We start from the raw sequence: 21,841 nt of genomic DNA on the forward strand, positions 1-21,841 counted from the left end.
TCTCGCTCGTTCCTCGCTCGCTCAACGACCGGGAAGCCGCAACCACATTCAAAGGAAGGGATGCTTCGCCATGCCTGAAAACTCCACCGACCGCGGCACCGCCATCGTCGCCCGCGATCTCGTCAAGGTCTATCCGGGCCGCGGCCGCAGACCCGCTGTCCGCGCGCTGGATGGTCTCGGATTCTCGGTCGGCGCCGGACGCGTCTTCGGCCTTCTCGGTCCGAACGGCGCCGGCAAGTCCACCACGACAAAGATCCTCACGACGCTGTCACGCCCGACGAGCGGCACGGCGTCCGTTTCCGGCCACGACGTGTCGACCGACCCCGCCGCCGTACGCGCCGCGATCGGCTACGTCTCGCAGGGCTCGAGCACCGACCCCGTGCTGACCGCGCGTGAGAACCTCGAGATCGCCGGCCGGCTGCGCGGCGTGTCGCCGCGCGATGCCCGCGCCTGGGCCGTGCGCCTGCTCGACGAGTTCGGCCTGGCCGAGGCATCCCGCCGCCCCGTCGGCGCGTTCTCGGGCGGCATGCGCCGCCGGCTCGACGTGGCTGCGGCGCTGGTGCACCGTCCGCGCGTGCTTTTCCTCGACGAGCCCACGACGGGCCTCGACCCGGAGGCTCGCGCCACGATGTGGGCCGAGATCCGGCGGCTCGCGGGGCAGGAGCCGGCAGCCCGCGAGGGCCGGCAGCCGCTCACCGTCGTACTGACGACCCACTACATGGAGGAGGCCGACCGCCTGGCCGACGACCTGCTCCTGGTCAATCGGGGCCGGGCGGTCGTGCAGGGCACACCCGCCGAGCTCAAGGCCGCGCTGCACGGCGACTCGGTGCGCGTCTCGCTGGTCGAACCCGACCCCGCCGCCGTGCGCGCCGCGATCGGGCGCGTGCCGAGCCTCCGCGACGTCGTGATCGAGGCGAGCGGTGTCGACGGTGTGCTCGCCGCCCGCACCGACGATGCCTCTGCAGCTGTCGGGGCCGTCATCGTGGCTCTGGATGCCGCGGGCATCCGCTACGGGCAGGTCGCGGCATCCCATCCCACCCTCGACGACGTGTACCTCCACTTCGTCGGCCACACGTTCGACCCGACCACCAGCGGGAACACCGCGTCCCGCACGGACGCCGACACGACGGGAGTCGCCGCATGAGCACCGCACTCGCTCTCACCCACCACGAGGCCCGCCACACCCGTGTCGGTCGTGCCGGGTGGTTCACGCAGGCCGCACAGGTGCTGCGCCGCTGGCTCATCTCGTCGCTGCGCCAGGCGTGGGGGCCGGTGATGTCGCTCATCCAGCCGGTCATCTGGATCGTGCTGTTCGGCGCCGTGTTCTCGACGCTCGGCGACCTGCCCCAGTTCAGCGCTGCCACGGGAGCCGGGGGATACATCGACTACCTGGTGCCGGGCATCCTCATGATGACGGTGCTCTACTCCGGCGCGTGGGCGGGAACGGGCTACATCGACGACATCGGCTCCGGCGTCATGGACCAATACCTGACGTCGCCGGTGCACCGGTCGGCCATCATCAGCGGCCAGCTCGCCCAGCAGCTGATCATCAACCTCGCGCAGTCGCTGGTGGTCCTCGGCATCGGCTGGCTCGCCGGCGCCCGATACTCAGGCGGCCTCGGCGGCATGCTGATCACGCTCGGCGTCGCGACCCTGCTGGCGACGATCTTCTGCTGCGCCTCGACGGCCGTGGCCCTGATCTCGCGCAGTCAGATCGCGCTGATCAGCCTGTCGCAGCTCATCGTGCTGCCGGCGACGTTCCTGTCGACGACGATGATGCCCGCCGACCTCATGCCGGTGTGGGTGCAGGACGTCGCGCGCTGGAACCCCATGAACTGGGCCGTGGAGCTCGGCCGCGGCGGTCTCACCGGCGAATATCCGGCCGCGGGCTGGTGGCAGGCGGGAGGACTGGCGGTGCTCGCTGCGCTCGCCTTCCTCTGGGCGGTCCGGTCGATCCGCGCCTACCAGCGCTCGGTGTGATGCCGGGACGATCCCGGGACGGCCGCCCCGGGATCGTCGCGCCTAGGGTGGAGCGGGTGAGCACTCCCGATCCGGTCCGCCTCGCCGCCGACGCCTACGTCCGTGAACTCGCCGCCCACGAGCCCGACGCCGCGATGGCGATCGGCACCGCGGGCCCGCCGCTGCCCGACCTCTCACCCGAATGGCTGGTGCGCAAGTACGAGCTGCAGGGCGAGACGCTCGCGGCGCTGCGATCGGCCGGTCCCGGCGACGAGACCCTGCGCGCCGCGCTGGGGGAGCGGCTCGAGCGCGAGCGGACGCTGTTCGACACGGGCTTCACGCCGCGCCTGGTCGCCGGCCTCGCGACGCCGGTGCACCTGGTGCGCTCCTCATTCGAGGGACTGACGGTGACTCCGGATGCCGCCGGCCGGGCGCTCCTCGAGGGTCTGGAGGCGGCGCCGGCCGCGGTCCGCGAATACGAACGGGCCCTGCGCTGGTCGCGCGACCACGCCGATCGCTTCACGGGCACCGGCGTCGCGCCCGTCCGTCAGCTGGACACGCTCGCCGGTCAGATCGACGGCTGGATCGCGTCGGACTGGTTCGGATCCGTTCCGCTCGCCGACGGCGCCAGCGCGACGGACGCGGCCCGCGTGCGGGCGGCGGCCGATGAGACTGCGACCGCGCTCGCCGAGCTCGTCGACGTGCTGCGCGTCGAGCTGCGCCCGGTGGCGCCGGCGGCCGACGGCGTCGGCGAGGATGTCTACGCGGACCTGTCCGCCGGCATGCTCGGAGCCCGCATCGACGTCGGCGAGACCTACGCGTTCGGCTGGGCGGAGCTGGAGCGCCTGACCGGCGAGGCGCGTGCCCTCGCGCGCGAGCTCGGCGGCACGGGGGACGACCCGGTGCGGTCCGCGGCATCCGTTCTCGATGCCGACCCGCGGTACCGGCTGGACGGTGTCGACGCGATCCGCACATGGCTGACCACGCGCGTCGCCGAGACCATCGACGCCGTGGAGCCGGCCTTCGACCTGCCCGCGTCGGTGGGCAATGTGGAGTGCCTCGTGTCGGAGGCGGCATCGGGCGTGGTCTACTACACGCCCGGCGCGCCGGACGGATCGACGCCCGGGCGGGTGGTGTGGACGATTCCGAGCGGCGTTCCGGTCGCGGCCACCTGGCAGGAGGTGACGAGCGTCCACCACGAGGGCGTCCCCGGCCATCATCTCCAGTTCGCGCTCACCGCCGCCTATCCGCAGCTGCACCCCTGGCAGCGGCACCTGTGCCACATCCACGGCTATGCCGAGGGATGGGCGCACTACGCCGAGCAGCTCGCCGACGAGCTCGGTCTCATCCGCGACACCGCCGAGCGCCTCGGGCTGCTCCTCGGACAGATCTGGCGGTCGGTGCGCATCGTCGCCGACATCGGACTGCACACCGGTCGTGCCATCCCCGCGAACACCCTGGTGAGCGAGGGGGAGTGGACGCCGGAGCTCGCCCGCCGCATGCTCGTCGACTTCGCGCTGGTCGAGCCCTCTCTCGCCGGTTTCGAGGTCGACCGGTACCTGGGCTGGCCGGGCCAGGCCCTCGCGTTCAAGATCGGGGCGCGCCTCTGGCTGGAAGCGCGGGCCGCGCGCGAAGCCGCCGAGGGTGCCGACTTCTCACTCCGCGCCTTCCATCGCGACGCGCTCGCCCTCGGGCCGATGGGACTCGACCCGCTGCGCGAGCTGCTGGCAGCGCCGGTGAGCGCAGCCCGCTAGTCCCGGGGCTCGGCTACGCGCTGCGACCGTCGCGGTCATCGCGGACTATCACGCCCGAGGCCATGACGAAGTCGAGCGTGCGGAGCGCCCCGACGCTCGCCGTGGGGTCTTCTCGCATTGCGATGAGGTCGGCGGAGAGGCCGGGGCGCAGCATCCCGTACCGCTCCTCGTCGCCCAGCCAGCGCGCCGGCCCTGCCGTCGCAGCACGGATGACCTCCGTGGCCGAGAGACCGCCGGCCTGCATGTGCTCGAGCTCGCGCACGATGGCGCTGGTGCCCTCGAACGCCCAGTAGGGCGGCATGTCGCTGCCCAGCAGCACCTCGACGCCCGCGTCGAGGGCGTGACGGAACGACTCCAGGTGCCGCTCGGCGGCCCCGAGCGAGCGCTGCTGCATCCATGGCGGCACGCCCAGGTCGTCGAAGAACGCCTGCGCCCGCGTCACCACCAGCGTCGGCACGAGTGCTGTGCCGTGCTCAGCCATGAGCCGCGCGACCTCCGGGGTGAGCGCATAGCCGTGTTCGACGCAGTCGAGGCCGAGCGCGACGGCCTCCGCGATGACCGCCGACGGACCGGCATGGGCGGTGACCTTTCGGCCCCAAGCGTGCGCCGTCGTGATGGCGGCGCTCATCTCGTCGCGGGTCAGCTGGGCCGTCGAGATCTGCTCGTGCTCGCCGGCGATGCCGCCCGAGATCATCAGCTTGATGAGGTCGGCGCCCAGCGCGACCTGGCTGCGCACGCCGCGCGCGAACGCGTCGGCTCCGTCGCACTCGATCGTGTCGTCGGTGTCGTGGCCGTGGCCGCCGGTGCAGCACAGCGCGCGGCCTGCCGTGCGGATCCGCGGTCCGGGCACCTGTCCGGCCTCGATCGCCCGCCGCAGCGCGAAGTCCGCTCCGGCCTTCTCGGCCACGCTGCGCACCGTCGTCACGCCCGCGAGCAGCGTCCGCCGCGCGGCATCCGCCATGTACAGCGCCAGATCGTGCGGCCCCAGCGCACTCACCGCGTCGCCGCCCGGCCCGGGCAGCGAGAGCGAGAAGTGGTTGTGCATGTTGACGAGGCCGGGCATCACGAAGGCGCCGCCCATGTCGACGGACGCGACGGAGGCGGGGACGAATGCCGCGGCCGCTACGTCCGCGATCAGACCGTCCTCGATCACCAGCGCGAGGCCGTCCTGCGGCTCCGGCGTGACGCCGTCGACGAGGCGCAGATTCGTCAGCACCGCGTTCCCGCGGGTCGGCAGCGAAGCGGGTGCGCTCACGCCAGCGCATCCACGATGGGACGGAACTTCACGCGCGTCTCGAGCAGCTCCGCCTCGGGGTTGCTCTGCGCGACGATGCCGGCGCCGGCGTGCGCCACGACGGGGATCGTGTCGCTGTAGGCGGCGAAACGGCGCGCCGGCTCCGCGCCGATCTGCGCGCACCGCAGCGCGATCGCCCATTCGCCGTTGCCCTCGCCGTCGATCCAGCCGACCGGCCCGGCATAGCGGCCGCGATCGAACGGCTCGAGTCGCTGGATCAGGTCGAGCGCGGCATCCCGCGGCGTGCCCGCCACGGCCGCGGTCGGGTGCAGCGCGGCCACGAGATCGAGCGCCGACGCGTGGTCGGCGAGGTCGCCGGCGACATCGGTTGCGAGATGCCAGAGATTCGGCAGCTTGAGCGTGAAGGGCTCGGGGTCGGCGCGCAGATGGCTGACGTGCGGCCGGAGGGTCTCGAGCACGCTCTGCACGGCGAAGCGGTGCTCTTCGAGGTCCTTGGAGCTGTGGGCGAGGGAGCTGGATGCTCCGGCGTCGTCGTGCGCGTCGGTTCCTCGCGGGATCGTCCCTGCGAGCACGCGGGCCGTCACGACGCCGCGTGAGGCGGTGACGAGGGTCTCGGGACTCGCCCCGATGAGACCGTCCACGGCGAACGTCCACGTGTCGGGGTAGTCGTGCGACAGGGCGCGGACGAGGCGGCGCAGATCGGCGCCCGCCGGCACGGTGCCGACCAGGTCGCGCGCCAGCACGACCTTCTCGAGCTCACCGGCGACGATGGCGTCGACCGCCTGCCGCACCGCTGCCTGATAGCCCGCCGGGTCGAGAGTGCCGGGGCCGAGGGTTCCCGACCAGTGCGGTCCGTAAGGCCTCGGCTCGACCACGGGGTCGGTGAGGTCCGTGGAGGTCTGCCGGATCCGCGTGATCCACGACCGTCCGCGGTGCCGCCCGACGACGGCCTGCGGCACGATGAGGCGGCTGGTGCCCGACGACCGCCGGTCGAAGACGAGAGTGCCGAACGCCACGAGGCCCGTGCCGGGCAGGCCGAGCGGGTCGTCGACCTGGGCCGTCGCCGCGATGCCGCGCCAGGTGTCGGCGGCGCTGGGCACCGCGGCCGAGTCGATCCCCGGGGCGCTGTGCGGTCCGCGCTGGTAGCCGCCGACCTCGCCGATGCCGACGATGCCGTCCCCCCGACGCAGCCACGCGAGGGGCTCGTCGGGAGAGGCGTAGGCCAGGAGGTCGTCGACGTGCTCGATCTCGCGGGTCTCGACCACCAGCTGGGGCGGGCGATGCGCAGATGTCACCCCTCCAGCCTAGACTCGCGGGGTGACTGCCGACGCCGACGCACAGCACAGCTCCGTCCCCGCCGAGCGCCCCGCGCCGGGCGCTCCGCTGCAGTTCCGCTGGACGAAGTGGGACGGCGGCGACCACTGGGTCAACGACGGCATCTACCTCGGCAGCGACCGCTGGGGCGACTGGATCGGACAGCCGGACGGCTGGCGCAACGTGCGGCCCGGGCTCGAGTTCGTCGCCGACGGCCCGAACGTCACGCTGCTCCCGCCGAGCGGCGACTACGCCATGACCGTCCACGGATCGCCGCGGCGCGTGCGCATCTACATCGACATCGCCTGGGACGTCCACTGGGAGAACCGCGAGCCGCGCGGCATCGACATGGACCTCGACGTCGTGAAGGCGATAGACGGACGCGGGCTGTTCATCGACGATCGCGACGAGTGGGACGAGCACCGGGTCGCCTACGGCTACCCGATCGACGTGGTGGAGCGGCTCGACGCGCTCGCCCTCGACCTCGAGCGCCGCGTGGCCGCCGCGGAGGCGCCGTTCGACGACGCGACGCCGAACGCCTGGCTCGCCCGACTCGCCGCCTACGACGGGGTCGCCCCGCCGCCGCCCGTGTCGTTCCCCGCCGCTGCCGATGCTGCGGCCGCGGGCGCGGCCGCCGACCCCGCCCGGCCCGGCAGCGCGGCCTAGACTCGAACCCGTGGCATCCCACCCCTCTGATCACGAGCCGAACCGGGCCGACCTGCACAAGGATCCGTCCCGCGTGAGCGGCATGTTCGATCAGGTCGCTGCCGGCTACGACCGCACCAACACCGTGCTGAGCATGGGCAACGACCGGTTCTGGCGGGCTGCGACCACACGGGCGGTCGACCCCCGGCGCGGTCAGCGCATCCTCGATCTGGCCGCGGGCACCGGCGCCTCGAGCGTCGCGCTCGCCGGCCGCGGCGCAGAGGTGGTCGCTGCGGACTTCTCGCCCGGCATGATCGCCGAGGGGGAGCGCCGGCACGGCCGCAGCGCGCCGGGAGGCGGCATCCGGAATCTCTCGTTCGTGCAGGCCGACGCGACAGCCTTGCCCTTCGGGAACGACGAGTTCGACACCGTCACGATGTCGTTCGGGCTGCGCAACGTCAACGAGCCCAAGAAGGCGCTGCGTGAGCTGCTGCGCGTGACGAAGCCCGGCGGGCGGCTCGTGATCTGCGAGTTCTCTCAGCCGCCGTCGAAGGTCTTCAACGGGCTGTACCGCTTCTACAACGGCCGCGTGCTGCCGGTCGTCGCGAAGACGATGAGTTCGAACGCCGACGCGTACGACTACCTCAACGAGTCGATCCGCGACTGGCCCGACCAGCGCACGCTGGCGGCGTGGATCCGCGAGGCCGGCTGGACGGAGGTCGCCCACCGCAACCTCTCCATGGGCATCGTCGCGCTGCATCGGGCGACGAAGCCTCGAGACGCAGCGGCGAAGGCGGGCGGCGCGGGGAAACCCCTGGCCTAGTGCCGATCGACGCCGGCTGGACCGCGACGAAACGCACCCCCGGTAGGCTGGGCGTGTGACACCGACAGCGCCAGGCTCCCATATCGCGGGCAAGCTGGGCCTGACCGACCGCATCTTCGCCGGAGCGCGATCGCGCAGCCTGCTCAAGACTGTCGAGGCAGGCCTGAAGCGGGTCGACAGTGCGCTCGAGCGCGAACTGCGGGTGGCGGACGCCCTAGCGGACGCCACCAGCCGCTATCTCTACGACGCGGGCGGCAAGCGCGTTCGGCCGATGCTCGCGCTGCTGACGGCGCAGCTCGGCGACGGCGCGACCGACGAGGTCATCCAGGCCGCGACGGCGCTGGAGATGACCCATCTCGGATCCCTGTACCACGACGACGTGATGGATGCGGCGGACAAGCGCCGCGGCGTGCCCAGCGCCCACGCGGTGTGGGGCAACAACGTTGCGATCCTGACCGGCGACCTGCTGTTCTCGCGGGCGAGCCAGATCATGGCCCGCCACGGCGAGCGCGCCATCCGGCTGCAGGCCGACACGTTCGAGCGGCTCGTGCTCGGTCAGATGCACGAGACCGTCGGCCCGTCCGAGTCCGACGACCGCGTCGAGTTCTATCTGAACGTGCTCTCCGACAAGACCGGCTCCCTCATCGCAGCCGCGGCGCAGTCAGGCGTGATCTTCTCGAACGGGCCGAGGGAGTTCGAGGAGCCGATGGTGACGTTCGGCGAGAAGGCCGGTGTCGCGTTCCAGCTTCTCGATGACGTGATCGATCTGTCCGCCGACCCCGACGAGACCGGCAAGGTGCCGGGCACCGACCTGCGTGCCGGCGTGCCCACCATGCCGTATCTGGTGCTGGGCGAGCGGAAGGACGACGCATCGATCGAGCTGCGCGAGAGGATCGACGACGGCGTCGCACGCATCGCCGACGGCGCCGATCCCTCGATCCTCGACGAGCCACTCGCGCGGCTGCGCGATCATGAGGCGACCGAGGCGACCCGCGATCTCGCGCACGCCTGGTCGAGCCAGGCGATCGACGCCCTCGAACCCCTCCCGGACGGCGCGGTGCGCGAGGCGCTCACCCGATTCGCGCAGGCCGTCGCCGACCGCTCCAGTTAGACGTTCCCGCGTTTCGTCTCGCTTCGCTCGCTCAACGACCGGGGAATGCGACGAGCCGAGTTCCCGAAAGGACCCCCATGACCAAGCTCCGGCTGGCGATCGTCGGTGCAGGACCGGCAGGCATCTACGCCGCCGACATCCTGCTCAAGGCCGAGCGCAAGTTCGACGTGTCGATCGACCTGTTCGAGCAGCTCCCCGCCCCATACGGGCTGGTGCGCTACGGCGTCGCGCCCGACCATCCGCGCATCAAGGGCATCATCACGGCGCTCCGCGAGGTGCTGGACCGCGGGGACATCCGCATCTTCGGCAACGTCCGGTTCGGCGAGGACATCACCCTCGACGACCTGAAGCACCACTACCACGCCGTCATCTTCGCCACCGGTGCCATCCGCGACACCGACCTCGACATCCCCGGCATCGACGCCGCCGGCTCGTACGGCGCCGCCGACTTCGTGAGCTGGTTCGACGGGCATCCCGACGTGCCGCGCGAATGGCCGCTGGATGCGGCATCCGTCGCGGTGCTCGGCAACGGCAACGTGGCCCTCGATGTGTCGCGGATGCTGGCCAAGCACGCCGAAGATCTGCTTCCCACCGAGATCCCCGACAACGTCTACGAGGGTCTGGTGGCGTCGCAGGTGACCGACGTGCACGTGTTCGGACGGCGCGGGCCGGCGAACGTGAAGTTCACGCCGCTCGAACTGCGTGAGCTCGGCGAGCTGCGCGATGTCGACATGGTCGTCTACGACGAGGACTTCGACTACGACGACGCCGCGCGAGCCGCCATCGCGAGCAACAAGCAGGTCATGGTCATCGACCGCGTGCTCCAGTCCTGGCGCAAGCGCGACTCGGTCAACAACGCCGGCGGCACGGCATCGCGCCGCCTGCACCTGCATTTCTACGCGAAGCCCGTCGAAGTGAAGAAGGATGCCGAGGGCGGGGTGTCCGCGCTCGTCTACGAGCGCACGCGCCCCGACGGGGAAGGCGGTGTCGTCGGCACCGGCGAGCTGCGCGAGGTGCCGATCCAGGCCCTCTACCGGGCCGTCGGCTACTTCGGCTCACCGCTGCCGGGCGTGCCCTTCGACAAGCGCCACGGCGTCATCCCCAACCGCGAGGGCCAGGTCCTGAGCAAGGACTCGAACCAGCGCGTCAACGGTGTGTACGCGACCGGGTGGATCAAACGGGGGCCCGTGGGCCTGATCGGTCACACGAAGTCGGATGCGATGGAGACGATCCGCCATCTCATCAACGACCAGGGCACGTGGTGGCAGCCGGCGGACCCGTCGGAGGAGTCGATCCCCGAGCTGCTGGCGTCGCGCGGCGTGGCGTGGACCGACCTGGAAGGCTGGCACCGCCTCGACGAGCACGAGGTGGCGCTCGGAGCGCCGCATGAGCGGGCCCGTGTGAAGGTCGTGCCGCGCGATGAGATGGTGACGATCTCCCGCGGCGAGTGAGAACCCTCCGGTCGCTGAGCCGGAGCCCCGCTAGCGAGCCGCAGCCCCGGTCGCTGAGCCGGAGCCCCGCCCGGTAGCGAGCCGGAGCCCCGGTCGCTGAGCCGGAGCCCCGGTCGCTGAGCCGGAGCCCCGGTAGCGAGCCGCAGCCCCGGTCGCTGAGCCTGTCGAAGCGCACCGCACCCTAGGCTGAGGCCATGGCCGGGACGACTGCGGCGTGGGCACCCGACATCCTCGGGGAGCCGTTCGAGCAGCTGACGCTGCCGCTCGGCGTGAGCGGCGAGCACGGCGATCTCGTCGCCACTCTGGTGCGCAGCATCCCTCACCCGCTCGCGATCCCGTTCGCGCCGCTGCGCGACGTCGACGTGCTCTACGTGCACGGCTGGTCGGACTACTTCTTCCAGCGCGACCTGGCGCGGTTCTGGACGCAGCGGGGCGCCCGGTTCTACGCGCTCGACCTGCGCCGCTACGGACGCAGTCTGCGCGAGGGGCAGTCCCCGGGCTACATCGACTCGCTCGAGGACTACGACGTCGACATCGAGGCGGCTCTCCAGGCGATGGGGCACCACCCGGCGGCGACCGGAAAGGGACGCCGGGCGCACGGCGTGTTGAAACCGGACAGGCTGGGGGCGCGGAACGGCCGCCGGCTCGTGCTGATGGGGCACTCGACCGGCGGCCTCACTCTCACGCTGTGGGCAGACCGTCATCGCGGCCGCGCAGACGCGCTCGTGCTCAACAGTCCGTGGCTCGAACTGCAGCTAGGCCCCCTCGGTCGTCAGGCGCTCGCGCCGCTCGTCGACATGAGGGCCCGACTGGACCCGCGCGGGACGCAGCCGGCCGTCGATTTCGGGTTCTACAGCCGCGCGCAAAGCGAAATCGGCACCCTTCCGGACGGTGAGCAGCGCGCAGTTTGGCGGCCCGACCGGGGATTTCCCACAGCCCCCGGCTGGCTGTCGGCCGTCATGGCGGGCCATCGCCGTGTGGCGGCCGGCGTCGACGTCGGCTGTCCCGCGCTGGTGCTGCTGTCGAAGGCCTCGACCGCGCCGCTGTCGTGGCGCCCGTCGATGACGTCGACGGACTCCGTGCTGGTCGTCGACGACATCGCCCGCGCGGCGACGCGCATCGGCGGACTCGTGACGATCTCGCGCATCCGCGGCGCGATCCACGACGTCTTCCTCTCGCGCGACCGGGCCCGCACGGCGGCGTACGATGCACTGGACCGTTGGGTGAGCGGGTACGTCGTACCGGACTGACGGGCGGAAATTGTCCCCCGAAGAGGGGACAGCGCATTCCTAGACAGCGGGGTTACCCTTTAAGGGAGATGTCCCCAGCATCTCAGGGAAGGCCCTCCCCAAGAATCCTTCCCGAACCGTCGTCCAGCGCCGCTGACCGGGGGGTTGGTAGCGAGAGCAGACGACGACAGGCCCCGGGTGTCCCCAGCACCCGGGGCCTTTTATCGTCTGTTCGGTGCGGTGGTCGGTGGGGTTCCGCGCGAAAGCACGCGAATGAGCAGCACGTACGTCGTGAGCGAGAGCACGTAGCCGAAGACATACACCAGCAGCTCCTGGGCGAGGAAGCGGCTGTAGATCAGCTCACCGTCGATCAGCGCGGGCGCGTTCTGCCCGAGGAGGTAGGCCGCCGTCTGCCCGGCGGCGAAGATCGCCAGCAGCGCGAGCACGGCGAGCAGCGCGCGCCAGATCCGCGCCCGCCACACCCGCGCGGCGGCCGCCATCGCGGTGGTCGCGGTCCAGGCCGGCACCTCGGGATCGAGCCACCCGTTCACCCTCGGGATCAGGATGATCGCCGCGATGAACGCCGCGTTGAGCAGGGTGCCGCCGACGCCGCTGAACGCCGCGGTGCCGGCATCCCCGCGCACGAGCGGCGGGATCAGCAGGACGACGAGCACCGGCAGCGTCGCGACCACGGCCGACATCACGGCCCGGAGAAAGCGCATGGCCCGAGTGTAGGGCGGCGGTGTCGCCGAGCCGTCTCCCGACTCACGAGGCGAGCGTGAGGATCGCCGAGGCGACGGCCTTCGGGGCGGAGTGCTGCGCGACGTGGCGGTGGCGAGGGATGAGGGCGAGCTCGGCCGCCGGCGCGCTCCGGCGAAGCCGTCGGCACCATTCCAGCCCGGCGATGGGGTCGGCACCGCCCCTGATGAGGAGCAGGGGCACCGCGAGGTCGGGAACGCGCTCCTCCAGTCGGTAGGCGAGCATGTGCCGCAGCTGCGTCAGATACCAGGGGACCCCGCAGCGCAGATAGTCGGTGAACACGATCACGTTCACGGACGGCGGCTCGCCCAGGGTGTCGACGGCGAGTGCGCGCGTCTGGCCGACCATGGTCCGGTACCGGTCGTCAGCGACCGGGCCCATCGCCACGACAGTCGTGACGAGGTCGGGGCGCTGGAGGGCCGTCTCGACGACCCACTGGGTTCCCATCGAATGTCCGAGGAGCACGACCGGCCCGACGCCGAGTCCTTCCAGGACGCGCCCGAGCGCGTGCGCCATCTGAGGCACGCCCACGTCGCGGCGAGGCTTGGGCAGTCCGCCGAAACCCGGCAGGTCGATCGAGAAGACGCTGCGGCGCGCTGCTGCCAGCTCGTTGTGCAGCCGGGAGAGGTAGCGGTGCGATACGCCGATCCCGTGAACGAGCACGATCGCGGGCTCGCGGCTCGCCGGCGCGACCGAGGACAGCACCCGGAACGCGAGGTCCCCGACGTCGACGCGCCGCTCCGCGGGGCGCACCCGGTCAGACATTGACGTCTCGCTCCTCGGTGGCCGCGTGCCACTCTCCGTCGACGTCATCCGGTCACACTACGGCGTGCTGGTGCCGCGGCGACGGCTGTTGACAAGCCGCTGCTGCTTGAACACACCGACTCTTCCGTCGACGACTCGTGCATCGTGCGCCCCACTGGCTGAGACGATCCGCGTGCCGACGAAGCGGCTGCGCACGCCGCGTGGCGCAGAATGGGCACCGTGATGCATGACGGTCAGATCGAGGTCGCCGTGGATGCGCTCGCGTCCGCGCTCGCGTCGCAGTTCCCCGAATCTGCGGGGTTGTCGATCCAGCGTGTGGAGTCTGCCGGCACCGTCGTCGCACCGTTCCGTGTGGGCGTGGAGCTCGTCGCGCGATTGCCGTTGGTGCCGAGCGACTCCGACGCGGTACGCAAGAGTGTTCGCCGCGAGCAGGAGTACGCGGCCGTTCTGGCCGATCACCTTCGAGTAGCGATCCCGCGGCCACGGGGGATCGGGGAACCGTTCGAAGGGTATCCGGGCATCTGGTCGGTCTGGACCTGGTTGCCTGGGCGTTCACTCGATCGGCTTCCGATGGCTCAGGACCGGCGTCTCGCACGGGACCTCGCCGAACTCGTCGGAACGATTCACGCGCTTCCGACAGGAGGTCGATCGTGGAACGGCGAGGGCCGCGGGGGCACCCCACTCGCCGACACCCCGTGGGTGCGGGAGTCCATCGAGAGATCAGCCCATCTGATCGATCCGCGCAAGGCGACTGCCGTCTGGGAGCGGGCGCTTGCAGCCTGTCCTCACCGAGGTGCCGCCGTCCGCATCCATGGTGACCCGATGCCGGGCAACTTCCTCGTGAACGATGGTCGACTCACGGGGATGGTGGACGTCGCGCCGCCGGCCTTCGGCGACCCGGCAGCGGATCTGCAACCTGCCTGGGTTCTCTTCGAGGAACCGGCGCGCAGTGTGTTCCTCTCTGCCACGGGGCTCGACGAGTTTGCTCAAGAACGCGGACGCGGCTGGGCTTTCGAGATGGCGATCGGTGGCGCGCACTACTACGAACACACCAATGCTGTCTTCTTCCAGCAGGCGATGCGGACTCTCGAGCGGCTCCTGGAACAGTGAGCGGCGGCGGGGCTCGGCAAGAGTGCCGCCGCGGGACGCGCCCCGCCCCGTCCGTCAGCGGCGATCACTGCCGGTAATCGACGATCTGCAGCGACGCCGGCGGCCGGTCGTGGTTCACCGCGTAACGATGCGCCCTTCTCCCCGACACCGAAACGGTGCGGCGGTCGTTCACCGGATGCACACCTGCGATTCATCGACATCGCCCCCGCCAGGCCGGAGCATTGGTGCATTCGGCGTCGGCGCCGCGCATCGACAACACCGCTGGGACTGCGTGGCACAGGCGTGACGAACGACCTCTGCGACGCGGACCCCGCTTCACGACACAGAGGAGCTTCGCCATGGTCCGACCTACTCGTGTGCTCTCGCTGTACGAGGGCTTCTTCGCCGGTGGTGCCCGCATCCTGCACTCCGACGTCGTTTCCGGACTCCACGCCGGAGGCGATCAGCATCACAGTGTGCTCGCGATCGCCTCTCGGACGCATCGAGAGGCGACCGTGCAGCGGGTGGAGGACGATCCCCGCTACCACCGCCTCGTGGGCGCGGGTGTGCGTGTCAGCACCCTCGGAAGGCTCGGCGACGGCGACTCGGCCGGGCCGGACAGCTTCACGGATCAGCAGTTGCGGGTCGCTGCCGAGGTCGTGAACTCGGCCGACCTGATCCTCTCCCTGAAGGAGCAGCCCCTGGGTATCCTGCTGGCGCTGCGGTCGCGCGGGATGATGCCCGCCATCCCCGTCGCTGCGTGCCTGCACCGCTCGGATCCGCGGCATTCCGGTGCCGCTTTGGGGTGGCTGACGGATGCCGCGGCAACGGGCCTGCTCACCGCCACGGTCTCGTGCGCCGAGGCCACCGACCGCGCCTACGCGCACGCCGGCGTCACCGCAGAGAGTCGCTACGTCATCGCCAACGGCATCGACACGGACCGGTTCCGTGCCGCGGGCCGAGCGGACCGTCAAGCGACGCGGCGGGGCCTCGGCATTCCGCCGAACGCCCCCGTGATCGCCTACGCCGCACGATTCGATGCCATGAAGGACCCGGGCCTCTTCCTGCGCGCACTCGCGGTCCACTCGCGTCGGCATCCCGGCGCGCACTACGTGCTCTGCGGGGCGGGCATGTCGTGGGAGAACGCGGCGTTCCGTGCGCTCGCGGCGGAGCGGGGCGTGCCACGTACCGCCCACATCCACGCGCTCGGCATCCGTCAGGACATGCCCTCGATCTACCAGATCGCCGATGTGGTCGCGCTGACAAGCGCGTTCGGGGAGGCATCGCCGCTCTGCCTCATCGAGGGTGCGGCCTGCGGTGCGACGCCCGTGACGACGAATGTCGGGGATGCCGCTGCGCAGGTGGAGGGGATCGGAGTCGTCACTCCGCGCGACGCTGAGACGATCGCCGAGGTGTGGCAGTTCGTCCTGCGGAACCGCGGCGCCTTCCGGCGCCGTGCGCTCGCCGCGCGGCCGCGGCTCGGACGGGAGCGCATGCTGACGGAGTACCGCGCGGTGACGCACGACTTGCTGCGGCGCGAGGAAGTCGCCGCGTGACCCGCCCGAGATACCGACGCCGCCGTCCTGAGCGGCTCGCGGCCGCTCATACCCGATCGGCGCGAGGCGCGCTGTGACGCCGGACACCGCTCCAGAGTCCGTCCTCGAGCGAGCGGCGACGAGACGCGCCGACGAGGGGCGCTCGCGGCGGGCCACGCCCGCGGTGCGGATCGCCGGCATCTACCTGGCCTCCCGGCTCGTCACCACCGCACTCTTCCTCCTCGCTGCACGGCTGTCGCCGTCCGGCTCCCGGTTCGGCCCGGACGCGGATCTGGCCACCTATGTCGTGGCCTGGGATGCGCAGTACTACCTGCGTATCGCGTCAGAGGGCTACCCGGCAGAGCTGCCGCTCACGGCCGCCGGCGAGGTGGCGCAGAACGCGTGGGCGTTCATGCCGTTCTTCCCGTGGGCGGCCGGCGCGGCCGGATGGCTTCTCGGCTCATGGGCGGCCGGAGCGGTGGCGCTGGCCATCGTCGCCGGATACCTCTGCTGCCTGGTTCTCCGCAGCATCCTGAAGCCGGCGATCGGCGAGACGGCGGCGCTCTGGGCTGTCGTGTTCTTCGCCTGTGCTCCGCTGGCGGCGATGTTCCAGCTCGGCTATGCGGAGGCGCCCTTCCTGCTGCTGGTCCTCCTCGGCATCCGCAGCGTGCAGCGACGGCAGTACGGACCCCTGTACGCGATCATTCCCACGATGGCGTTCACCAGGCCGGGCGTGCTGGCATTCGCGTTGTTCCTCGGCCTGTTCGGCATCCATCGATGGCTGAACCGGTCGCGGGAGCCGTTCGCGCGCCGGGAGGCTCTGCACATCCTCGCACTCGCGGGCATCGCGACCCTGCTCGGCTTCTCCTGGCAGGTGATCGCGGGGCTGGTGACCGGGCGTGACGACGCCTATCTCGCGACGGAACTCGCCTGGCGGCGGCTGTGGGTCGGTGACGCGGGCGGATTCGTGCCCTTCGAAGGCTGGCCGCAGGCGGCGGACTACTGGTTCCGGTCCTGGGGACTCGACCCGGTGTGGGGCCTGGTCGGCCTCGGACTTCTCGTCGTGGCCGGCGGCGCCCTGCTGGCGTTCAGCCCGCACGTGGCCCGTCTCGGACCGGAGATCCGGCTGTGGGCGGCCGCCTATCTGGCCTACCTGCTGGCGGTCTTCCTCCCGCAGTCCAGCGTGTTCCGGATCCTCTTCCCGCTGTCACCCCTGTGGGGTGCGGTAGCCGCGCCGCGCAGCCTTCCGTGGCGGCTCGCTGTGCTCGCCGCGTGCCTGATCGGCCAATGGTGGTGGATCTGGAACATGTACGGGCTCGGTACCGAGTTCTGGCATATCCCCTGACCGCTCGGCGCGGCCGGCTGCGATGAAGGGCGAGTGCGCTACCGGTAGTTGACGAACTGCAGATCCACCTCGAGGTCGGCGGCCTTCAGCAGGCGCTGCACCTCCTGCAGGTCGTCGCGGGACTTCGACTGCACCCGCAGCTCGTCGCCCTGGATCTGCGACTTGACGCCCTTCGGGCCTTCGTCGCGGATGATCTTGGAGATCTTCTTCGCGTTCTCCGAAGAGATGCCGTCCTTGATCGTCGAGACGATGCGGTACTCCTTACCGCTGGCGAAGGGCTCGCCGGACTCGAGGCTCTTGAGCGAGATGCCGCGCTTGATGAGCTTCGATTGGAAGACGTCGAGGACGGCCTTCGCGCGCTCCTCGGTGCTCGCCTTGATGAGCACCGACTCGCCGCTCCACTCCACCGAGGCTCCGGTGCCCTTGAAGTCGTAGCGCTGCTCGATCTCTTTGCGCGCCTGGTTGAGGGCGTTCTCCGCCTCCTGGTGGTCGACCTTGCTGACGATGTCGAACGAAGAATCTGCCATGCGGGGAAGTTTAGTGGCCGACGGGATGCCGCGCCCCGGCGTGCCGGGCAGGTTCCGGCCGACCGTCTCCGGCTGACGCCACGCAGCCACGTGCAAGCGATTCCAAATCCGTCTTCTTTATCACGGCGGGATATCGATACGGAGGCCGTGTTGCCATATGGGGCGCTCCGAGGTAAGAATGTAAGCGCTTGCATTTTGCAGCGCGAGTCCCAGCCGCACCGTCGCGATCGGCACTGCGGCCGAACTCACTCAGTACTCCAGAGAGGCACGGCACCGATGAAGGTGAACAAGAAGAGCTGGCTCGCGATCGGTGGAATCGCCGTCGCGTCGATCATCCTCGCCGGCTGCGCAGGCAGCGGCGACGACACCGCGGGCGGCGACGACAAGGACGCCAGCACCACGCTGACCGTCTGGGTCGACTCCGAGCGTGTGGACGCGCTCAAGGGAGCGGCCGACGCATACTCCGACAAGACCGGCGTCAAGGTCGATCTCGTCGGCAAGGAGACCGGCAAGATCAAGGACGACTTCATCCAGCAGGCGCCGACCGGCAAGGGTCCGGACGTCGTCATGGGCGCCCACGACTGGCTCGGCGAGCTGTCGACCAACGGCGTCGTCGCTCCGATCGAGCTCGGCGACACCGCCGGCGACTACCTGCCCGTCGCACTGCAGGCGTCCACCTACGAGGGCACCGTCTACATGCTCCCGTACGCGGTCGAGAACATCGCTATCCTCCGCAACGCCGACCTCGTCCCCGAGGCCGCCACGAGCTTCGACGACATGATCGCGAAGGGCCAGGCAGCCGGACTCACCACCCCGTTCGTGGTGCAGCAGGGCGTCGAAGGCGACCCGTACCACCTGTACCCGTTCCAGACGGCGTTCGGCGCACCGGTGTTCGGCACCGACGCCGAGGGCAACTACGACCCGACCGATCTGCAGATCGGCGACCAGGGCGGGTTCGACTTCGCCAACTGGCTCGGTGCGCAGGGCGCGGCCGGCAACTTCAACACCGACATCGACGGCGACATCGCGAAGACGAAGTTCACCGACGGCGAGGCGGCCTTCTGGCTCACCGGGCCGTGGAACGTCAGCGCCGCGACCGACGCCGGCATCAACGTCGCGATCGACTCGATCCCCAGCCCGACCGGCGCGCCGGCACAGCCGTTCGCCGGCGTGAAGGGCTTCTTCGTGAGCTCGGAGTCCGACAACAAGGTTGCCGCGAACGACTTCCTGGTCAACTACATCGGCACCGAGGACGTGCAGCTCGACCTGTTCAAGGCCGGCAACGTGCTCCCCGCGCTGACCGCCGCGGCCGACACGGCCGCCGCCGACCCGATCATCGCCGGCTTCCAGAAGGTCGGTGCGGACGCCGTCCCGATGCCCGCGATCCCGGCCATGGGTGCGGTCTGGCAGTACTGGGGCATCGCCGAGGCCGCCATCATCAACGGCGAAGACCCGACGGCGACGTGGCAGAAGCTCACCGACGACGTGAGCGCCGCGATCAAGTAACAACCTGCGGTCCCACGACCGCGACACGCGACCGGGACGGATGCCGAGGCATCCGTCCCGGTCCCGATGATGAGGACGATCCATGACCGACACAGTCACCGCCGACACGGACGAGAAGGCGCCGCCGCAGACCCCGCGCCAGCGCAGTGCCGCCCGCATCGCGGATGCCGCGTCCGGCCGGGTGCGATGGCTCGTGCTGAAGATCGCGCTGCTCGCGATCGTCGACGCCGTCGCCCTGTACGCCGTGTTCGTGCTGTTCCTGCACAACCAATGGCTCGTGCTGGCGCTCGTCGTCGCGGTGACGGTCCTCGTCAACTGGATCTACTTCTCCCGCAAGGCCATCCCCGCGAAGTACCTGACGCCGGGGATCATCCTGCTCGTCGTCTTCCAGATCTTCACCCTCAGCTACACCGCCTACATCGGCCTCACGAACTACGGAACCGGCCACAACGGCAGCAAGGATCAGGCTGTCGCGTCGCTGATGCGGTCCTCGCTCGTGCGGGTCGAGGACTCGCCGACGTTCGAGGTGACGGTGGTCGAGGGCTTCAACGAGCTCGGCCTGCTCGTGACGGATCCGACCGACGGTGAAGCGTCCCTCGGCACCAACACCCAGCCGCTGCACTCCGTCGATGCCACCATGGAAGGCGGCAAGGCGGTCGCCGTGGACGGCTGGACCTCGCTCACGTTCGCCGAGGTGCTCGAGCGCAGCAACGAGGTCGAGCAGCTGGCCGTCGCCTACAGCGACGACCCCAACGACGGGGCGATCCGCACGCAGGACGGCCAGAAGGGGTATCTGTACACCTCGACGCTGGTCTACGACGCCGACGCCGACACCATGACCGACGTCACCACCGGCACGGTGTACGCCGACAACGGCGACGGCGCCTTCACCTCCGAGTCCGGCGAGCAGCTGCTGCCGGGCTGGCAGGTGTTCGTCGGCTTCGACAACTTCGTCCGCGCGCTCACCGACACCACCATCCGCGGACCGCTGCTGGCCGTGACCGCGTGGACCTTCGTGTTCGCCGCGATCTCCGTCGCGTCCACGTTCTTCCTCGGGCTGCTGCTCGCACTGGTCTTCCAGAACAAGCGCATGCGGTTCAAGAACGGCTACCGCATCATGCTGATCCTGCCGTACGCGTTCCCGGCGTTCCTGTCGGCCCTCATCTGGGCGGGCATGATGAACAAGAGCTTCGGCTTCATCAACCAGGTGCTGCTCGGCGGTGCCGAGATCGGCTGGCTCACCGATCCGTGGATCGCGAAGTTCTCCGTGCTTCTCGTGAACCTGTGGCTCGGCTTCCCCTACATGTTCCTGGTGTGCCTGGGCGCGCTGCAGGGCATCCCCGAGGAAGTCAACGAGGCCGGCGTCATGGACGGCGCGAACCCGTGGCAGATCTTCCGCCGCATCAAGCTGCCGCTGCTGCTGGTGACCGTGACGCCGCTGCTCATCGCGTCGTTCGCGTTCAACTTCAACAACTTCAACCTCATCTACATGCTCACCGGCGGCGGTCCACGCTTCTCCGACGTGTCGATACCCGTCGGTCACACCGACATCCTGATCTCGATGGTCTACAAGGTCGCTTTCACCGGCCAGAACCGCGACTACGGCCTGGCGTCGGCCTTCACGATCCTCATCTTCATCGTGGTCGCCGCCATCTCGATCATCAGTTTCCGCAAGACCAAGGCCCTCGAGGAGCTGAACTGACATGTCCGAGCCCCAGGACCGACTGACGCGGCCCGGCCGCGTCGATGCCGACAACGCGGCACTCGCCGTCGCTTCGGGCGGCAGCGCCGAGCAGTTCGAGACCGCCTCGGCCGGCATGATGCCGGCGCCCCGCGCCGAGAGGCCGGTGCGCCGCCGCTCGTTCGGCCGCTGGTTCGGCGACACCGGATGGCGGCATCTCGTCGCGATCGTGGTCTCTGTGTTCGCGATCTTCCCGCTGCTCTACGTCCTGTCGGCGTCGCTGAACCCGAACGGCACGCTGACCGGCAGCAATGCGCTCTTCTCCCGGATCGGCATCGATGCCTACGTGCGCATCCTGACCGATCCCGCGGTGCCCTACCCGATGTGGTTCCTGAACACCCTGATCGTCGCCACGGTCACCGGCTTCGTGATGGTGTTCATCGGGGCGCTCGCCGCATATGCGTTCTCGCGCATGCGCTTCTCCGGTCGCCGTGTAGGACTGATCACGATCGTGGTGGTGCAGATGTTCCCGCAGCTGCTCGCGGTCGTCGCGATCTTCCTCATGATGAGCGCGATCGGCGACTGGTTCCCCGCCATCGGCCTCAACACGCTGAGCGGCCTGATCCTCATCTACCTCGGCGGCGCGCTCGGAGTGAACACGTACCTCATGTACGGCTTCTTCAACACGATCCCCAAGGAGCTCGACGAGGCGGCCAAGATCGACGGTGCCGGCCATGCGCGCATCTTCTTCACGATCATCCTGCGCCTGGTCGCTCCGATCCTCGCGGTCGTGGGCCTGCTGTCGTTCATCGGCATCGTCAACGAGTACGTGATCGCGAGCGTCATGCTGATCGACCCCGAGCAGCAGACCCTCGTCGTCGGGCTCACCAAGCTGGTGTCGAACCCGCGCTACGCGGACTGGGCGGCCTTCTCGGCCGGCGCCGTCATGGCGGCGATCCCCGTCGTGGTGCTCTTCCTGCTGCTGCAGAAGTACATCGTCGGCGGTCTTACCGCAGGCGCCACCAAGGGCTGACGCACCTGATCGTGCAGCAGAGCGGATGCCGCGGCATCCGCTCTGCTGCATCCATGCCGC

Annotated in this window: 19 protein-coding genes; 14 read left to right on the forward strand and 5 right to left on the reverse strand. The window is 70.2% G+C overall.

Annotated elements, in window-relative coordinates; all coding sequences use genetic code 11:
- Positions 1-70 precede the first annotated feature (70 nt).
- The 3 genes from NCG93_RS17690 to NCG93_RS17700 are packed head-to-tail and all read left to right on the forward strand — an operon-like array spanning position 71 to position 3,713.
- On the forward strand, positions 71-1,144 hold the full coding sequence (locus NCG93_RS17690) for an ABC transporter ATP-binding protein (protein ID WP_194413058.1): 1,074 nt from the start codon (positions 71-73) through the stop codon (positions 1,142-1,144).
- Positions 1,141-1,980 carry an ABC transporter permease gene (locus NCG93_RS17695; protein ID WP_194413059.1) on the forward strand — a complete coding sequence of 280 codons (840 nt, stop codon included), beginning with the start codon at positions 1,141-1,143 and terminating at the stop codon, positions 1,978-1,980. Before NCG93_RS17690 ends, NCG93_RS17695 begins: the two co-directional genes overlap by 4 nt.
- Positions 1,981-2,036: 56 nt before the next feature.
- Positions 2,037-3,713 carry a DUF885 domain-containing protein gene (locus NCG93_RS17700; protein WP_252787590.1) on the forward strand — a complete coding sequence of 559 codons (1,677 nt, stop codon included), beginning with the start codon at positions 2,037-2,039 and terminating at the stop codon, positions 3,711-3,713.
- A 13-nt stretch (positions 3,714-3,726) separates the two neighbouring features.
- On the opposite strand, the gene NCG93_RS17705 is transcribed toward NCG93_RS17700, so the two are convergent.
- Both NCG93_RS17705 and NCG93_RS17710 read right to left on the reverse strand, forming a co-directional pair.
- Positions 3,727-4,968 carry a metal-dependent hydrolase family protein gene (locus NCG93_RS17705; RefSeq protein ID WP_194413061.1) on the reverse strand — a complete coding sequence of 414 codons (1,242 nt, stop codon included), beginning with the start codon at positions 4,966-4,968 and terminating at the stop codon, positions 3,727-3,729.
- Positions 4,965-6,263 (reverse strand): isochorismate synthase, encoded by a 1,299-nt coding sequence (locus NCG93_RS17710; RefSeq protein ID WP_252787591.1) that lies wholly within the window; start codon positions 6,261-6,263, stop codon positions 4,965-4,967. The genes NCG93_RS17705 and NCG93_RS17710 overlap by 4 nt, the downstream gene beginning before the upstream one ends.
- Before the next feature lie 22 nt (positions 6,264-6,285).
- Between NCG93_RS17710 and NCG93_RS17715 the strand changes: the two genes are divergently transcribed.
- From NCG93_RS17715 to NCG93_RS17735, 5 genes are all read left to right on the forward strand, one after another.
- On the forward strand, positions 6,286-6,948 hold the full coding sequence (locus NCG93_RS17715) for a DUF402 domain-containing protein (RefSeq protein WP_194413062.1): 663 nt from the start codon (positions 6,286-6,288) through the stop codon (positions 6,946-6,948).
- Positions 6,949-6,958: 10 nt separating this feature from the next.
- A complete protein-coding gene (ubiE, locus tag NCG93_RS17720) occupies positions 6,959-7,750 on the forward strand; it encodes a bifunctional demethylmenaquinone methyltransferase/2-methoxy-6-polyprenyl-1,4-benzoquinol methylase UbiE (RefSeq protein WP_194413063.1) in 792 nt (263 codons plus the stop codon).
- Between the two features lie 55 nt (positions 7,751-7,805).
- Positions 7,806-8,861 carry a polyprenyl synthetase family protein gene (locus tag NCG93_RS17725; RefSeq protein ID WP_194413064.1) on the forward strand — a complete coding sequence of 352 codons (1,056 nt, stop codon included), beginning with the start codon at positions 7,806-7,808 and terminating at the stop codon, positions 8,859-8,861.
- A gap of 77 nt (positions 8,862-8,938) precedes the next feature.
- The gene (locus NCG93_RS17730; RefSeq protein WP_194413065.1) at positions 8,939-10,312 is read left to right on the forward strand and encodes an FAD-dependent oxidoreductase; all 1,374 of its coding nucleotides are present in this window, start codon (positions 8,939-8,941) and stop codon (positions 10,310-10,312) included.
- Positions 10,313-10,506: 194 nt separating this feature from the next.
- A complete protein-coding gene (locus tag NCG93_RS17735) occupies positions 10,507-11,562 on the forward strand; it encodes an alpha/beta hydrolase (RefSeq protein WP_194413066.1) in 1,056 nt (351 codons plus the stop codon).
- Positions 11,563-11,762: 200 nt separating this feature from the next.
- Here the strand turns inward: NCG93_RS17735 and NCG93_RS17740 are convergent, their stop codons facing one another.
- Together NCG93_RS17740 and NCG93_RS17745 are read right to left on the reverse strand one after the other, a co-directional pair.
- On the reverse strand, positions 11,763-12,263 hold the full coding sequence (locus NCG93_RS17740) for a hypothetical protein (RefSeq protein ID WP_194413067.1): 501 nt from the start codon (positions 12,261-12,263) through the stop codon (positions 11,763-11,765).
- A 43-nt stretch (positions 12,264-12,306) separates the two neighbouring features.
- Positions 12,307-13,065 (reverse strand): alpha/beta fold hydrolase, encoded by a 759-nt coding sequence (locus NCG93_RS17745; protein ID WP_194413068.1) that lies wholly within the window; start codon positions 13,063-13,065, stop codon positions 12,307-12,309.
- A 249-nt stretch (positions 13,066-13,314) separates the two neighbouring features.
- Here NCG93_RS17745 and NCG93_RS17750 point away from each other — a divergent pair, with 249 nt between their 5' ends.
- The 3 genes from NCG93_RS17750 (at position 13,315) to NCG93_RS17760 (ending at position 17,034) form a co-directional block, all read left to right on the forward strand.
- Entirely contained in the window at positions 13,315-14,175 is an 861-nt protein-coding gene (locus tag NCG93_RS17750; RefSeq protein WP_194413069.1) for a phosphotransferase, read from the forward strand.
- A gap of 338 nt (positions 14,176-14,513) precedes the next feature.
- Complete coding sequence (locus NCG93_RS17755) at positions 14,514-15,710, forward strand: glycosyltransferase (protein ID WP_194413070.1); 1,197 nt, start codon at positions 14,514-14,516, stop codon at positions 15,708-15,710.
- A gap of 73 nt (positions 15,711-15,783) precedes the next feature.
- On the forward strand, positions 15,784-17,034 hold the full coding sequence (locus NCG93_RS17760; protein ID WP_252787592.1) for a hypothetical protein: 1,251 nt from the start codon (positions 15,784-15,786) through the stop codon (positions 17,032-17,034).
- 38 nt (positions 17,035-17,072) lie between these two features.
- Here the strand turns inward: NCG93_RS17760 and NCG93_RS17765 are convergent, their stop codons facing one another.
- Positions 17,073-17,561 (reverse strand): YajQ family cyclic di-GMP-binding protein, encoded by a 489-nt coding sequence (locus tag NCG93_RS17765; RefSeq protein ID WP_194413071.1) that lies wholly within the window; start codon positions 17,559-17,561, stop codon positions 17,073-17,075.
- 276 nt (positions 17,562-17,837) lie between these two features.
- Between NCG93_RS17765 and NCG93_RS17770 the strand changes: the two genes are divergently transcribed.
- The 3 genes from NCG93_RS17770 (at position 17,838) to NCG93_RS17780 (ending at position 21,781) form a co-directional block, all read left to right on the forward strand.
- Complete coding sequence (locus NCG93_RS17770; RefSeq protein WP_194413072.1) at positions 17,838-19,067, forward strand: sugar ABC transporter substrate-binding protein; 1,230 nt, start codon at positions 17,838-17,840, stop codon at positions 19,065-19,067.
- A gap of 82 nt (positions 19,068-19,149) precedes the next feature.
- Positions 19,150-20,769, forward strand: a complete 1,620-nt coding sequence (locus NCG93_RS17775) for an ABC transporter permease subunit (RefSeq protein ID WP_194413073.1) — start codon at positions 19,150-19,152, stop codon at positions 20,767-20,769.
- A gap of 115 nt (positions 20,770-20,884) precedes the next feature.
- Positions 20,885-21,781 (forward strand): sugar ABC transporter permease, encoded by an 897-nt coding sequence (locus tag NCG93_RS17780; protein WP_194413768.1) that lies wholly within the window; start codon positions 20,885-20,887, stop codon positions 21,779-21,781.
- Positions 21,782-21,841: the final 60 nt, after the last annotated feature.

The organism is Microbacterium yannicii, assembly GCF_024055635.1.
In the GTDB taxonomy this organism is placed as follows: domain Bacteria; phylum Actinomycetota; class Actinomycetes; order Actinomycetales; family Microbacteriaceae; genus Microbacterium; species Microbacterium yannicii.